This is a genomic window from Streptomyces zagrosensis (assembly GCF_014203645.1).
Lineage (GTDB): Bacteria > Actinomycetota > Actinomycetes > Streptomycetales > Streptomycetaceae > Streptomyces > Streptomyces zagrosensis.
This window is the reverse complement of the sequence record NZ_JACHJL010000001.1, coordinates 505,110-518,997: the sequence shown is the minus strand read 5'-3', so window position 1 is coordinate 518,997 and position 13,888 is coordinate 505,110. Positions and strand designations below refer to the sequence as shown.

Sequence of the window (13,888 nt, the reverse complement as noted above, 5' to 3'; positions counted from 1 at the left end):
CTCACCACTCCAGGACCCAGGGCGTGCCCGTCGAGGCGAAGTGACCGACGTTGACGCACTCGGTGGCGCCGACCCGCATCCGGCGGGCGAGCGGCTGGTGGACGTGGCCGAACAGGGCGTACATCGGCCGGGTCGCGCGGATAGCGTCGAGCAAGGCCGAACTGCCGCGCTCGAAGCGCCGGGCGACGGTGTCGTAACACAGTTCGGGCACGTTGGGCGGAATGTGCGTGCACAGCACGTCCACCTCGCCGAGTGCGGCGATCTTCGCCGCGTAGGTGTCGTCGTCGATCTCGTACGGGGTGTGCATGGGGGTTCGTAGTCCGCCGCCGACGAAGCCGAAGACCCGGCCCCCGATCTCCACCCGTTCGCCGTCCAAGACGGTGGTGCCGGCGCCCGTGTACTCGGGCCACAGAGCCGGGATATCGACGTTGCCGTAGGTGGCGTAGGTCGGCGTCGGAAAGGCGGCGAAGAGCTCGGCATACTGCCTGCGGACCGCTACCTCCACGGCCGCCTCACGGCTGCCGCCGCTTCGCTCCTCGACCTCGGCCCACAGCATGCGGGCGAACTCGCGGGCCTCATCGAAGCGGCGGGCGGTGCGCAGGGCCACGATGCGGTGGGCGTTCTCGATGCCGAACAGGTCCGGGAAGATGCCGCGCGAGTGATCGGCGTAGTCGAGGAAAAGCACGAGGTCACCGAGGCAGACCAGGACATCGGCGCCCTCGCCCGCCGTGCCCAGATCCCGGCTGTTGCCATGCACATCACTGACCACGTGAACTCGCATGCGCCTCACCCTAGGCCCGGTAAGTGGTTCGCCGGAAGGGCCCCCACCTGCGGTTACTTCCGCGTCACCCTGCTTTGGCACTACTGTGCGCGAAGCAGCCTCCATGGTGTGTGACGCATAAAACATCTAGGCGTGACCCCTATACCAATAGCCGTACCGATGGGTAACGTCCGGGCAGTCCTACCCCACTGCCTGATCATGGACCGCAGCCGACGTAGCACGCCACAGCGACGTGGCGCCGGCGCCCGACGAGGAGCAGCAGTCTTGCGCGAGTTCAGCCTCCCGGCCCTTTACGAAGTACCGGCCGTCGGCAATTTGACGGACCTCATCCGGCGCAACGCCGCCCAGCATCCGAACGTCGCCGTGCTCGGCCGCAAGGTCGAGGGCCAGTGGCAGGACGTCACGGCCGCCACCTTCCTGGCCGAGGTGCGCGCCGCGGCCAAGGGGCTGATCGCCTTCGACGTGCGGCCGGGCGACCGGGTCGGCCTGATGTCCCGCACCCGCTACGAATGGACGCTTCTCGACTTCGCGATCTGGAGCGCGGGCGCGGTCACGGTGCCGGTGTACGACACCAGTTCGCCCGAGCAGATCCAATGGATTCTCAGCGACTCGGGCGCCGTGGCCTGTCTGGTGGAGACGCCGGAGCACGAGGCCATCGTGGAGTCCGTACGCGACGGATTGCCCGCCCTCGACCATGTGTGGCAGATCGAACAGGACGCGGTGGCGGTGCTTGAGGCCGCCGGCGATGAGGTCACGGACACGGCCGTCGATGAGCGCAGCGCCGCGGCGACCGCCGACTCCCCCGCCACGATCGTCTACACCTCGGGTACCACCGGGCGCCCCAAAGGCTGTGTGCTGACCCACCGCAGCTTCTTCGCGGAGTGCGGCAACGCCGTCGAACGCCTGAAGCCGATCTTCCAGACCGGCGAGTCATCGGTACTGCTCTTCCTGCCGGTGGCGCACGTCTTCGGCCGTCTGGTGCAGGTGGCCGCCGTACTCGCGCCGATCAAGCTCGGCCATGTCGCCGACGTCAAGACCCTCACCACCGAACTCGCCTCCTTCCGGCCGACGTTGGTGCTCGGTGTGCCGCGCGTCTTTGAGAAGGTCTACAACTCGGCGCGGGCGAAGGCCCAGGCGGACGGCAAGGGCAAGATCTTCGACAAGGCGGCGGAGTGCGCCATCGCGTACAGCCGCGCCCTCGACACCTCGGGCGGCGTGCCGCTCGGCCTGCGGCTCAAGCACAAGGTCTTCGACCGGCTGGTGTTCAGCAAGCTGCGCGCCGTGCTCGGCGGCCGGGCCACGCACGCGATCTCCGGAGGCGCACCGCTGGGCGAGCGGCTCGGGCACTTCTACCGGGGCATCGGCTTCACGGTCCTTGAGGGGTACGGCCTGACGGAGTCCTGCGCGGCCACCACGTTCAACCCGTGGGACCGGCAGAAGATCGGCACGGTGGGCCAGCCGATGCCGGGCTCGGTGGTGCGCATCGCGGACGACGGCGAGGTGCTGCTGCACGGCGAGCACCTGTTCAGTGGCTACTGGAACAACGAAACGGCCACCGCCGAAGCGCTGTCCGAAGGCTGGTTTCACACCGGCGACGTGGGAACGCTCGACGAGGATGGCTATCTGACGATCACGGGGCGCAAGAAGGAGATCATCGTGACGGCGGGCGGCAAAAACGTCGCCCCCGCCGTCATCGAGGACCGCATTCGGGCGCACGCGCTGGTTGCCGAGTGCATGGTGGTGGGCGAGGCGCGACCGTTCGTCGGCGCGCTGATCACGCTGGACGAGGAGTTCTTGCCCCGCTGGGCGGCCGAGCACGGGAAGCCCGCCGACAGCGCCGCTGCCGACCTGCGTTTCGACCCCGAACTCCGCGCCGAGGTTCAGCGCGCGGTGGACGACGGCAACGCGGCGGTCTCCAAGGCCGAGTCGGTCCGCGAGTTCCGCATCTTGCCCACGCAGTTCACCGAGGACTCGGGCCATGTGACGCCCTCGATGAAGCTCAAGCGGAATGTGGTGGCGAAGGACTACGCGGACGAGATCGAGGCCATCTACCACGGCTGAGCCCGAGCCGGCCCCAAGGACGCGGCGGCTCCTCTCGCCGCGCCCACACCTCGCCCCTGCTCCGCCGCGTGTCGCCACTTCCCCACCCCGCCCGTGAAGCGCACAGCGCAGGCAGCAGCGCACGCCCCCGCTCAGGGCGTGCGCGTTAGAGCAGTTCCGCCAGGCGCTGGGCCAACAGGTCCCAGCGCCAGCGTTCTTCGACCCAGGCCCGGCCGCGCTCGCCCATGCGGTGGCGTAGGTCCGGGTCGGTCAACAGGGTGACGATCCGGTCCGCGCTCTCCTCGGGCGAGCTGCCCCGTACGACCCAGCCGCTCTCCCCGTCGAGTACCGCGTCCGGCGCGCCACCCGAGTCTCCGGCCACCACGGGCAACCCGGTCGCGGACGCCTCCAGGTAGACGATGCCAAGGCCCTCGACGTCGAGCCCACCACGCCGGGTGCGGCAGGGCATCGCGAAGACATCGCCCGCCCCGTAGTGGGCCGGCAGCTCCGCCGCGGTCACCGGGCCGGTGAAGCGCACCGAGTCCGTCACGTTGGTCTGCCGGGCGAGCCGTTCCAGCTCCGCCCGGTACGGGCCGCCGCCGACGATCAGCAGCACCGCGTCCGGCACCCGGCTCAGGATGCGCGGCAGCCCGAGGATCAGTGTGTCCTGCCCCTTGCGCGGTACGAGCCGCGATACGCACACCACCACGGGGCGGCCGGCGAGGCCGAGCCTGGCCCTGAGTTCCTGGCCGCCGGAGCCGGGGTGAAAGGTCTTCTCGTCCACGCCCGGCGGCAGGGGGACCATGCGGTCGGCGGCCCGCCGCTCAAGTGCGCCCGCGATCCGGGAGCGGGTGTACTCACCGAGGTAGGTGAGGGTGTCGGTGCCTTCCCCGATCCGGCGTAGCAGCTGCCGGGCGGCGGGGAGCTGGGCCCAGCCGGCTTCGTGCCCGTGGGTGGTGGCAACCAGCCGCCGCGCGCCCGCGGCGCGTAGTGCGGGGGCCATCAAGCCCAGCGGGGCCGCGGCGCCGAACCACACCGAGGAGCAGCCGTGCGCGCGCAGCAACTCGCTCGCCCGCCGGGTGACGCGGGGCGTGGGCAGCAGCATGGTCGTAGGGTCGCGCACCACCGTGAAGGGCTGCTCCGCGTCGAAGGCGGCGCATGCTTGTGCGCCTTCCGGTCCGCGCTTCCAGGTACTGGCGTAGACGACGAGCTGTGCCGGGTCCAGGCGCAGCGCCATGTTGTGCAAAAACGTTTGGATGCCGCCGGGTCGGGGCGGGAAGTCGTTGGTGACGATCAAGGTCTTGTCCATCGCCGCCGACAGTACCCAAACCGATCCCTCCACGGCGTCGCGCAGCGGCATTGCGAAGGGGGCATTACGCAGGGCGTCCCGCAGTATTCCCGGTCAGTGCTCCCGTCGTGCTCCCCTCGTGTTCCCCTCGGCGTTCCCCGTAGGCGTCCGCCGTCGCTCGCGCTGGACCACGGCCAGCTTGGCGGTCCTACGGCACCTGCTGTCGCCGTGGCTGCGGCTCGGCCTGCGCGCCGAGTTGTTTCTTCAGGTAGGACCGCCAGCGCTCCGTGAACTCATCCTCACTGATGCCCAGTTCTCGGCGCAGTGCCTCGCGCACGGCTCCTTGGCGATCAGGCGCCTTGCCGACCGCGCGGTAGAAGGCGACCAGCTTCCGCTCCCCCCACTGGTCGGCGATCATGCGGCAGGCGAGCCAGCCCTGCTCGTACGCCTGGGCCAGCACATTGCCGTCTCCGGTGAAGCCGAAGTCGGCGTCGCCCGGCAGCTCACGGGGCAGCTTGCCGCTCTCGACGGAGCGGGTCAGCTCGGGGGCGACCTGACGGGGGTAGGTCTTGGTCTCGCGGTAGCCGATCCAGTCGGCGAAGCCCTCGGAGAGCCATAGCGGGGTGCTGGGGGAGGTGTGGGCGCGGGTGGCGACATGGGCGCTCTCATGGGTCATCACGACCCGCCGCCCGAGGTCGCCGAGCACGTCGTACGCGTCGGGGTTGACGATCACCCGATCTGCGGGCACGGTGCCCGAGCCGCCGATCTCGCCGGTGGTGACCGCGGCGATCCCCCGATAACCGGAAGCGGAACCGCCGAGTAGGCCCGCCATGTCGCCCAGCGAGCTCGGCACCTGGACCACCACGCGGCCCGCCCACGGTCCGCGCCAGGCCCGCTGCACGGCGGGCACCGCGCCGTCCGCGGTCTCGGCGACGTCCTGGAGGTAGCGCCGGTCATGGCCGACGCCGAGCACCAGGCTGTGCCGACCGCGGACCACCGAGACCCGGCCCTGATCCCATAGTTGCTGCACGTCGCGCTGGTCGGCCACCGGCGCGGCAGCGCCGGGCTCACCGTCGAACACCTCGTCCGCGGCCACGTACCAACGGTGGCCGTGCTGGACGAGGGTGAACCGCTGCGGTGCGACCACGGGCGCGGTGTCGTATCCCTTGATGCGGTAGCTGAGTTCAACCTGCACGGCGACCCTGCGCCCAGTGCCCACGACGGGCGGGAAGCCGCCCTTGCGGACCAGGCGGTACTGCCAGGAGCTGAGCGGCACCTCGGCCAGGTCGTCGAACATCCGCTGCTGGTCGGTGCGATGGCGGCTGGCCACGCGGTCAACGGTCGCCAGATACGCGTCCTTGTCCCGGTCCCGCACGGCCTCGGCACGCCGCTCCAGCAACCGTTGGATGCTTCGGACATCGGGGTCGGGCTTCTCCGACTCATCGTCCCAGCCCGCCATCGCGGCCAGCGCGCTGAGCATCGCCGTCAACGCCACCAGGACGGCCACTACGCCACTGACCGCCCACCGTCCACCCCACCGCAACCTGCCCGCCACGCCGTCGATCGTACGGGCTGCCCGCCGGCAGCATCAGCCGAACACCGATGCCGAGGCGGCCGACGCCGCACTCCGTGTCAGGGCCGGTTGACGGAGGACACGGGCATCATCTGGACGGGGTCGTAGCGCACCTGCGCGCCCGGGTAGGGGGCGTGGATCACCTGTCCGCTGCCCACATACATCCCGACGTGGCTGGCGTCGTCGCGGTAGACCACCAGGTCGCCCGGTTGCGCCTGGCTCAGCGGCACCCGTTGGCCGGCGCCGGCCTGCCCCTGCGAGGTGCGGGGAACGGACACGCCAGCCCGGTGCCACGCCCACTGGGTCAGCCCCGAGCAGTCGTAGGCGCTGGGCCCCGCCTGCCCCCAGGCGTACGGCGATCCAACGGCCTGCTGGGCGGCGCGCACGGCGGCGGCGGCGCGCGAGGAAACCGTGACCGCACCCGCCACACCCGCCTCGCCGGGCTGCTCGTCCGGCCGGCCCTGCCGCTCCGTGCGCTGCGCGCGCTCGCCGCGCCGCACCTCGTCCCGTTCGGCTTGGGTGAGGCCGTTGAGGACCGTACGGGCGGCGGCGAGCTTGGCCGTCACCTCACGCTTGTGCTGGGAGACGGCCTTTCGGCTGCGTTCGAGCTCAACGAGCTTGCCTGCGGCCTCGGTACGTTCTTGCCGCAGCACCCGTTGTGCCGTGCGCAGCATCCGGAGTTGGCCCGTGTGCCGGTTGGTGATGCGGTCGAGCGTCGCGGACTTGGTGAGGAAGCCGTCCGGATCCTCGGTGAGCAGCAGGGTCAGGCTCGGGTCAACGCCGCCGGAGCGGTACTGGGCGCCGGCGAGCGCGCCGAGCGCGCCGCGCAACTGGTTGACCTTCTCCTGGCCACGGGCCACCCTGTTGTGCAAGACGTTCACACGATCGCGGAGTTCGTCGGTGTGCTCCTTGGCCAGGTTGTACTTCTCGGTGGCCCGCTCGGCCTGGTGGAAGAGACGATCCACGGTCCGCTTGGCGGAGCTGGTGCTCTGCGCGCCGTGGGCATCACCGCGCTGGGCGTCGCTGCTTGGCGGGCCGGCGGGCCGGGCACCGGGGTCGGCCCCGGCCGGGGCCGCGGAGAGCGCGACCGCTGAGGCGGCCAGCGCGGCGGACAACATGGTCACCCGGGCCGGCCGGTCATGTGCTGAGGGCGAGGTACGGCGATGGGACGCCACTGGAGGCCGCTTTCCCTTCCGCTGGGAGCGGTCCCCCGCGCCCACGGACAGGCGTACGACAGGGCGTGACCGCGCCGCAGACAGTAGCCGTACGACCACGGAGCATCCAAGGACCGTTCGGCGCACAACGCGCCGCCCTGCCCTGCCCGTCTCTCCCAAGGTGCAGGTCACCGGCATGGCAGGCGGTCAACCCGAAGCCCGGCGGTTCCCTCGAACGGGCGCTACGTTGGCGCGTGTATCCGCGCAGCGGTCGCTCGACGTGGGCAGCAGCACCGCCACAGCCCCGACGACCGGTCGGCGGCGGCGCCTCGCCTGCGCCCAACCCAGGGGCGTAGAGCGGCAATTGCGCGCGGTGTGCACAGGCCAGCGACGGGCGCTCAACCGAAAGCGCCCGGGCCGCCGTGCGGCCCGGGCGCCCGAAGTATGTACTCAGCCGACGCGGACGCCGAACTGGAACGGCATGTTGTTGATCGACTCGAAGCGCACATTGGCGCCGGGCTTCGGGGCGTGCAGCACCTGGCCGTTGCCCGCGTAGAGACCGATGTGGTGCAGGTCCCCGTAGAAGAGCACCAGGTCGCCGGGCTGGAGTTCGCTCTGCCCAATGCGGGTGCCGTTGTTGGCCTGCGCCTGCGAGGTGCGATCGAGCGAGACGTCAGCCTGGCCGTACGCCCAGGAGGTGAGTCCCGAGCAGTCGAAGGAGCTCGGCCCGGTGGCTCCCCACACGTACGGGGAACCGATCTTGGTCTTCGCGGCGGCGAGGGCGGCGCCGGCGCGGCCCGACACCGGCACGTCCTTGCCCGTGTCACCGGTGTCACCAGTGCCGCCGGCGTCCTTGCCCGTGTCCTCGCCGGTTTTCGTGTCGAGGTTGGCGCGCTCGGAGGCGGAGCGGTTGGCGCGCTCCTCCGCCTCGGCGATCTTCGCGCGTTCCTCGGCACTCAAAGTGTTGAGTAGCGACTGGGCCTTGGAGAGCTTGCCCTGGATGTCCTTCTTCTTGCCGCCCAGCGCCTTGCGCGTCTCGGCCAGGTCCTTGAGCTTCGAGCCGGCCTCCTCACGCTGCTGCTGGAGGGTGCGCTGCTTGTCGGCGATCTTCTTGAGGGAGCCCGCCTGCTTGCTGCTGACCTGGTTGAGCGTGGACGCCTTGTCCAGGTAGTCATCCGGGTCTGAGGCGAGGATGAGCTGCAAGGAGGGGTCCACGCCGCCGGAGCGGTACTGGGCGGTGGCCATCGAACCCAGGCCGTTACGGAGCTGGTTGAGCTCCCCCTGACCGCGTGCCACCTTGTCCTGGAGCGCGTCCACCTGCTGTTCGAGGGTGTCCTGCTTTTCCTTGGCCCCGTTGTACTTCTCGGTGGCCACCTCGGCCTCTTCGTACAGCTTGTCAACCTGAGCCTTGACGTCCTTCTTGGTCGGCTTCGGGTCGGCGTGCGCGGCCTGCGAGGTGAGGGCGACGGCAGCGGCGGCGGTCGCGGTGAGGACGGTTACCCGAGTGCGGCTCGGCTGCTTGGGACGACGGTGGGACGCCACAGTGGGCGAGCTCCTTCTTCCTCCAGCCGCCTACCGGGTGCTGGGGCGCTAACCCGGCTCTGTGTCACAGACACCCAGGGCGAGGGTCGGCAGCACAGACTCGGCGGTACCTCCGCTGCCACTCCGGATGAGTGATCAACCGCGCGAAGGTTCGAGGCTCGACCTTAGTGACCTCCCCGTGATCCGTTCAAACTCACAGGGGAAAATCTTGGCCGTCGGACGCATCCTTTACCAACATCACACATTCGGTGACCCCACACTGACACACAGCTCACCTCCGAGCAGCACATACGCGGCCATTGCCCGCGACCCGACGGAAGTTGACCGGTTCGTCCAAAGCTGCTCGTAGATGAGCCGCTATCAGATCGGATGCCGCGCCATTCGGCGCCGCGGGTGGACCGACCGCAGTGAGCGGCAGCCTGCGCGCCCCAGCGCGCCGCGGGGCGCACCGGCCGCTTCCCGTGCGCGCTTCCGGTACGCCGCTTCCGGTACGGGCCGACACCGGGGTGCGCCGGGCCAAAAAGATGCTGGGGCAAGGAGATGCTGGGGCCAGGGAGCGCCGACGTCGGCGAGTGCCCTGGCCGCTGGGGATCAGGTGCGCGCGAGGCGCTTGAGCAGCAGCGCGGACGCCACCGGGCGGGCCCCGGCCTTGGCCACGCCATCGGCCACCTCACGGTCGGTGGAGACCACCACCACGGGCCGACCGGGTGGCTCGGCCCGCACCAGTTGCCGAATCAGCTCGTCGGCGGTCACACCCGGCTTGCTGAACATCACCCGTACCCCGCGCGGCGGCGCGAGCAGCACCGGGGCGGCCAGCTCGGCCCCGTCGAAGACACAGGTCATCTCGGCGCCGGTCTGCGCCGCGAGCACCGCGAGGCCACCGAGCAGCCGCAGCCGCTGCTTTTCCAACGGCATCGTCGGATAGCCGGTCTTGGTGACGTTGTAACCATCCACCACCAGATGGGCCTGCGGCAGGGCGAGGAGTTGGTCGAGCAGCGCGGGGTCCATGTCGGACAGAGCGCGGGCCGCGATGTCCTTGGGCGTCATCTTGCCGGGCTCCACGGCGTCCACCGTGTCGGCCGGTCGCATGGAGGCGGGCGGCAACGCCAGTTCGCGGCGCAGCCCCTGAGCCGCATCGAGCATGGTGTCGAGCAACAGCCGCAGGCGCATGTCCTCCACGCTGCGTCCCTCGCGCACGGCACGGCGGCTGGCCTCAAGGGCCGCGTCGGTCTCGGCGAGCTTGGCCTTCAGGCGCCGCGCCTCCCCCTCGCCCCGCGCCTGCTCGGCCGCGGCGGCGGCGCGCTGGGCCTCCAGTTCGCTGGCGGACTTGCGCAGCGCCGCCTCACCGCGCCGGACGTCGCTGAGCGCGCTGCGCAGCTTGCGTTGGAGCGCGTCGGCCTCCTTGCGGGCCGCCTCAAGCTCCGTACGCGCGCGGTCCCCATCGCTGCGGGCTGCCGCGCGCACCTGATCCAGTTCTTCGCGCACCCGCCGTAGCTCGTCAAGGACCTGCTCCCCGGCGCGCTCGGCATTGACCCGCTGCGCCTCCTCGCCGGCGGCCTCGACGAGCTTGACCCAGCCGGTGGGCCGCAACACGTAGGCGATGGCGGCGACATCCACCGGGTCGGCAGCGGCCGGCGGCGATCCGGCGTCGATGGCCTCGGCCAGCTCGGACTGCGTCTCACGAAGCCGGGCGGCGATCCGCTGCCGGAACGCCGGCACCGTCGCGACGGCGACGGCCATGGCGTTTCCCGCGAACTTCGCCCGGCGCGTTGGGGTGAAGCGGGCGTACTGTCGCAACTGAGGCGGTAGCTCACCAACGGTCAACCCGCCGAAGGCATCGGCGACCAGGGACACGACCCGATGCCTGACCCCTTCGGGCAGCGGGCGGTCGAGCACCTCGGCAGCCTCGCCGGCGCCTTCGCAGTCGCCAGAGTCCCCGGCGTCCCCAGCACCATCAACAGCGTCTGGGCCGCTCGTCCGCTCCACCACCTGTCACCGCTCCGTTCTCAGGCGCTCGCGCCCGGGCGGTCCACCAGCTCGATCTGATCGACCGCGTTACACCAGCGGCAGCGCACCGACTCAATAGTCTCACTGACCACCTCGCGCTCCTCGATCCTGTGCTCCCCGGCCAGGTCGAGGTGGACGTACTCGACCACCTTGGTCGAGCGGGTCACATCGAAGCGGGTGAGGTTGCCGCACAAGGTGCAGCGCCAGCGAGTGTCCGCTGTCGGCTGGGGAACGGCCATGGTGTCGTCCTTAGTCTTCTTCGCGTTCGTTCGCGGCCCACGCGGTTTCCCGCCCGGCCTGCCGCGCGATACGGCCGCGTCCACACGCGTCGCACCAAGCGCGGTAGGCCACACACGGCCTACCGCCTGCCCCCGGAGCGCCCGGACCCCACCGCGGTGCGCCCTCGGACTGCGGGAGTGCTTCCCGTAACCCTACGGCCTGATGGACGTCGGGTGGGGGCCACAGCGGTACCCGGCACTCGGCGAGGCGATCCGCCGGGTTCATACGGATACGGGATGATCTGGACATGTTCAAGAAGGCGATGTCGTTCGACGGCCCTCTCATGACATATGCCCTCATCGCTAGTTGCTGTCTCCTCTTCTTGGTCAGCCCATCGGCCGAGCTGTCTCCCCCGGATGGGGCCCGGTCCGAACTCCTGCGCGCGCAGGCCGACTACTTTGCGCGCTGGGGTGTGGTGCCCGCGCAGTTGTGGGACGGTCCCGTTCCACTGGCCCTTGACCCACTGACAGCCCTCTTCGTCCACGGGAACTGGCTACACCTGCTGGGCAACATGCTCTTCCTCCATGTGTTCGGGACGATGGCCGAGGCACGCCTTGGCCGGCTGCGATTCCTGCTGTTCTACCTGGCCACCGGCTATCTAGCGCTCGTCGGCTTCGCCGCTGCGCACACGGAGTCCACCCAGCCGCTGGTGGGGGCGTCCGGGGCGATCTCCGGGGTGCTCGGCGCCTTTCTCTTCCTCTTTCCGCAAGCCCGGGTCACCAGCCTCTTCCCCTTTTTGTTCTTCCTACCGCTGCGCTTTCCCGCCTGGCTGGTCCTGCCGTTTTGGTGCACACTCCAATGGCTGGCCGCCCGCCAGAGCGGCCCCCGCCCCGGCGTCGCCTATCTCGCACATCTGATCGGCTTCGGCATCGGCTTCCTCTACGCCCTGGCCTGCTGGCGCGGGCGGGCGGGGGCTGAGCCGGACCCGAAGCGTCCGGCTACAGTGAAAGGGCCCGTCCAGGCCACCGAGGGAGACAGCCAGCCGTGATCACGTCGATCGTGCTCATCAAGACCAGCGTGGACCAGATCCCCGAGATCGCCGAGAAGATCGCCGCGCTGGAGGGCGTCAGCGAGGTGTACTCGGTCACCGGCGCGCACGACCTGATCGCCATGGTGCGAGTGGCTGAACACGATGACCTGGCGGACGTCATCCCCGGCCGCATCAGCAAGGTGCCCGGCGTGGCCGCTACGGAGACGCACATCGCCTTTCGTACGTACTCGCAGCACGACCTGGAGGCGGCGTTCGCCATCGGGCTCGACTCGTAGCGGCTCGCCCCGTAGCGGGCTCGACCCCGTAGCGCCTTGGGTGGCGCGGGACGTGCCGTCGAAGGTCGAACGCGAATTTGGCCCACCCTCGCGCGGCACACCCTCGCCCAGCTACGCCCGGCGCAGCCAGACCCGGGAGCGCGACACCGGATCAAGCCCGCACGGCTCCCGGGCCCGCGGGCCCGGGAAGCGCCAGTGTGCTCAGGCCGCCGCTGCTCCGCGGTCCGGTACGCAGCGGCCGTCCTCGGTGCGGTAGCTCCACCGCGCCCCGTCCTGCACCAGTTCCCGTACCGCCCGCACGAATCGCTCCACGTGCTCATCGGGCGTTCCCGCACCAAAGCTGACCCGAATCGCGTTGAGCGAACCCGCGCCGCCAGGCCCGTTGGCCTGCTCCGGCGCACCGCACTCCCCGGGCTCCGTCTGCTCTCCACCGAGCAGCGTCCGCACCAGCGGGTGCGCGCAGAACAGCCCGTCTCGTACGCCGATCCCGTACTCCGCGGACAATGCCGCCGCGAAGTGCGAGCTGTTCCAGCCGTCCACGACGAAGGAGAGCACTCCGACTCGGGGCGCGTCGTCGCCGAACAGTGAGAGCACCCGCACCTGCGGCACATCGGCGAGCCCGTCTCGTACCTTCGCGATCAGCTGCTGTTCCCTGGCCACCAGCGTGTCGAACCCCGCCTCGGTCAGCGCCTTGCACGCCGCCGCGATCGCGTACACGCCGATGACGTTGGGCGAACCGGCCTCGTGACGGGCGGCGGTGGTGTGCCACTCGACGTCCACCCCGCCGTCCACACGCCGCGCCACCGTGCGGCTGGCGCCGCCACCCGCGAGGTACGGCTCGGCTTCGCGCAGCCAGTCCGACCGCCCGGCGAGCACCCCGGAGCCAAACGGCGCGTACAGCTTGTGCCCGGAGAACGCGATCCAGTCCACGTCCAACTCCGCGACGCTGACCGGGTGGTGCGGCGCGAGTTGCGCGGCGTCAAGGACGATCCGGGCGCCGTGCGCGTGCGCCGCCTGCGCCAGCTCCCGCACCGGCCACAGCTCTCCGGTCACATTCGAGGCACCCGTCACACAGACCAGGGCGGGCGTCGCGTCCCGCTGCTGCTCGGCCAGCGCGCGCTCCAGCGTCTGCACGGCCTCGCCCGGCGACCGGGGGGCGCTGAGGTAGCTCACCTGTACGCCCTCGCGACGCTCCCAGGGCAGCAGCGACGCGTGGTGCTCGGTCTCGAACACGAACACCCGGGTGCCGGTGGGCAGCACGGCGGCCAGCAGGTTGAGCGAGTCGGTGGTGGAACGGGTGAAGATCACCTGGTCATCGGCGCGGCAGCCGAGGAAGGCTGCCACATCGGCACGACTGGTCTCGAACAGGTCGGTGGACAGCTGTGAGAGGTAGCCGGCGCCGCGGTGCACACTGCCGTAGTAGGGGGCGTACGCGGCCACGTCGTCCCACACCCGGCGCAGGGCGGGCGCGCTGGCGGCGTAGTCGAGCGCGGCGTAGGTGACCTCGCCGCCGGTGACCAGCGGAACCCGTACATCCGCACCCAGCACCGGCAACGGCGCAGCGGTCGTGGCGAGCGCGCAGGCGGGGTCGGATGGCGCGGCGCCGCCAGCGGAAGCAGCAACGGCGGGCGCCCCGCCGGCGGCGGCATGGGCCGGGGCAGATGCGGCCAAAGCGGTGGCCGGGGCGGTAGCAGAAGGGTGCGTGGACATGGCGAGATCTCCCGGCAGGGCAGGGCTTCGCAGCGAGGAAGCCGCATGGCTTTGAGGAAACGCACGACCGATGGCGCCGCCATCGGCTGGTGCAGAAACGGCCCTGACACGCAGGCGGCGGAGCTCATGCGAGCAGGTCAAGGGCCGGAATAACCGGAGGACCGGAAAACCGGTCAGCGGGAAAAAGGGGCTCGAAGCCCTAACGCATTCGCTGATTCACGGAGAATCTCCCTCGACCACCAGGACCC

The 13,888-nt window shown here is 70.6% G+C and carries 11 protein-coding genes; 3 read left to right on the top strand and 8 right to left on the bottom strand.

What is annotated here, in order from left to right:
- Position 1 precedes the first annotated feature (1 nt).
- Complete coding sequence (locus tag FHS42_RS02200; RefSeq protein WP_184568748.1) at positions 2-781, bottom strand: metallophosphoesterase family protein; 780 nt, start codon at positions 779-781, stop codon at positions 2-4.
- A gap of 264 nt (positions 782-1,045) precedes the next feature.
- Between FHS42_RS02200 and FHS42_RS02195 the strand changes: the two genes are divergently transcribed.
- Entirely contained in the window at positions 1,046-2,842 is a 1,797-nt protein-coding gene (locus FHS42_RS02195; protein WP_184568747.1) for an AMP-dependent synthetase/ligase, read from the top strand.
- Positions 2,843-2,987: 145 nt separating this feature from the next.
- Here FHS42_RS02195 and FHS42_RS02190 read toward each other — a convergent pair whose 3' ends face one another.
- The 6 genes from FHS42_RS02190 to FHS42_RS02165 all read right to left on the bottom strand — a co-directional run bounded on the left by FHS42_RS02190 (position 2,988) and on the right by FHS42_RS02165 (position 10,624).
- Positions 2,988-4,130, bottom strand: a complete 1,143-nt coding sequence (locus FHS42_RS02190) for a glycosyltransferase family 4 protein (protein ID WP_184568746.1) — start codon at positions 4,128-4,130, stop codon at positions 2,988-2,990.
- 187 nt (positions 4,131-4,317) lie between these two features.
- Positions 4,318-5,589 (bottom strand): hypothetical protein, encoded by a 1,272-nt coding sequence (locus tag FHS42_RS02185; RefSeq protein ID WP_376772517.1) that lies wholly within the window; start codon positions 5,587-5,589, stop codon positions 4,318-4,320.
- A gap of 152 nt (positions 5,590-5,741) precedes the next feature.
- The gene (locus FHS42_RS02180) at positions 5,742-6,857 is read right to left on the bottom strand and encodes a C40 family peptidase (RefSeq protein ID WP_376772500.1); all 1,116 of its coding nucleotides are present in this window, start codon (positions 6,855-6,857) and stop codon (positions 5,742-5,744) included.
- A 429-nt stretch (positions 6,858-7,286) separates the two neighbouring features.
- Positions 7,287-8,378, bottom strand: coding sequence for a C40 family peptidase (locus FHS42_RS02175; protein ID WP_184568744.1), 1,092 nt, complete (start codon positions 8,376-8,378; stop codon positions 7,287-7,289).
- 591 nt (positions 8,379-8,969) lie between these two features.
- Positions 8,970-10,274: an NYN domain-containing protein gene (locus FHS42_RS02170; protein WP_312866698.1), complete on the bottom strand. Its 1,305-nt coding sequence runs from the start codon at positions 10,272-10,274 to the stop codon at positions 8,970-8,972.
- Positions 10,275-10,384: 110 nt separating this feature from the next.
- Positions 10,385-10,624, bottom strand: coding sequence for a hypothetical protein (locus tag FHS42_RS02165; protein WP_184568743.1), 240 nt, complete (start codon positions 10,622-10,624; stop codon positions 10,385-10,387).
- A 287-nt stretch (positions 10,625-10,911) separates the two neighbouring features.
- Here FHS42_RS02165 and FHS42_RS02160 point away from each other — a divergent pair, with 287 nt between their 5' ends.
- Together FHS42_RS02160 and FHS42_RS02155 are read left to right on the top strand one after the other, a co-directional pair.
- Positions 10,912-11,652 (top strand): rhomboid family intramembrane serine protease, encoded by a 741-nt coding sequence (locus FHS42_RS02160; protein WP_246494106.1) that lies wholly within the window; start codon positions 10,912-10,914, stop codon positions 11,650-11,652.
- Complete coding sequence (locus FHS42_RS02155; protein WP_184568742.1) at positions 11,649-11,930, top strand: Lrp/AsnC family transcriptional regulator; 282 nt, start codon at positions 11,649-11,651, stop codon at positions 11,928-11,930. The genes FHS42_RS02160 and FHS42_RS02155 overlap by 4 nt, the downstream gene beginning before the upstream one ends.
- A gap of 201 nt (positions 11,931-12,131) precedes the next feature.
- On the opposite strand, the gene FHS42_RS02150 is transcribed toward FHS42_RS02155, so the two are convergent.
- Entirely contained in the window at positions 12,132-13,640 is a 1,509-nt protein-coding gene (locus FHS42_RS02150) for an aminotransferase class V-fold PLP-dependent enzyme (protein ID WP_184568741.1), read from the bottom strand.
- Between the last annotated feature and the right edge of the window lie 248 nt (positions 13,641-13,888).

Excerpts from the sequence above, each read along its gene's own strand:
- FHS42_RS02150 (WP_184568741.1), bottom strand. The coding sequence starts at position 13,640 with ATGTCCACGCACCCTTCTGCTACCGCCCCGGCCACCGCTTTGGCCGCA.
- FHS42_RS02165 (WP_184568743.1), bottom strand. The coding sequence starts at position 10,624 with ATGGCCGTTCCCCAGCCGACAGCGGACACTCGCTGGCGCTGCACCTTG.
- FHS42_RS02185 (WP_376772517.1), bottom strand. The coding sequence starts at position 5,589 with ATGCTCAGCGCGCTGGCCGCGATGGCGGGCTGGGACGATGAGTCGGAG.
- FHS42_RS02200 (WP_184568748.1), bottom strand. The coding sequence starts at position 781 with ATGCGAGTTCACGTGGTCAGTGATGTGCATGGCAACAGCCGGGATCTG.
- FHS42_RS02160 (WP_246494106.1), top strand. The coding sequence starts at position 10,912 with ATGTTCAAGAAGGCGATGTCGTTCGACGGCCCTCTCATGACATATGCC.
- FHS42_RS02190 (WP_184568746.1), bottom strand. The coding sequence starts at position 4,130 with ATGGACAAGACCTTGATCGTCACCAACGACTTCCCGCCCCGACCCGGC.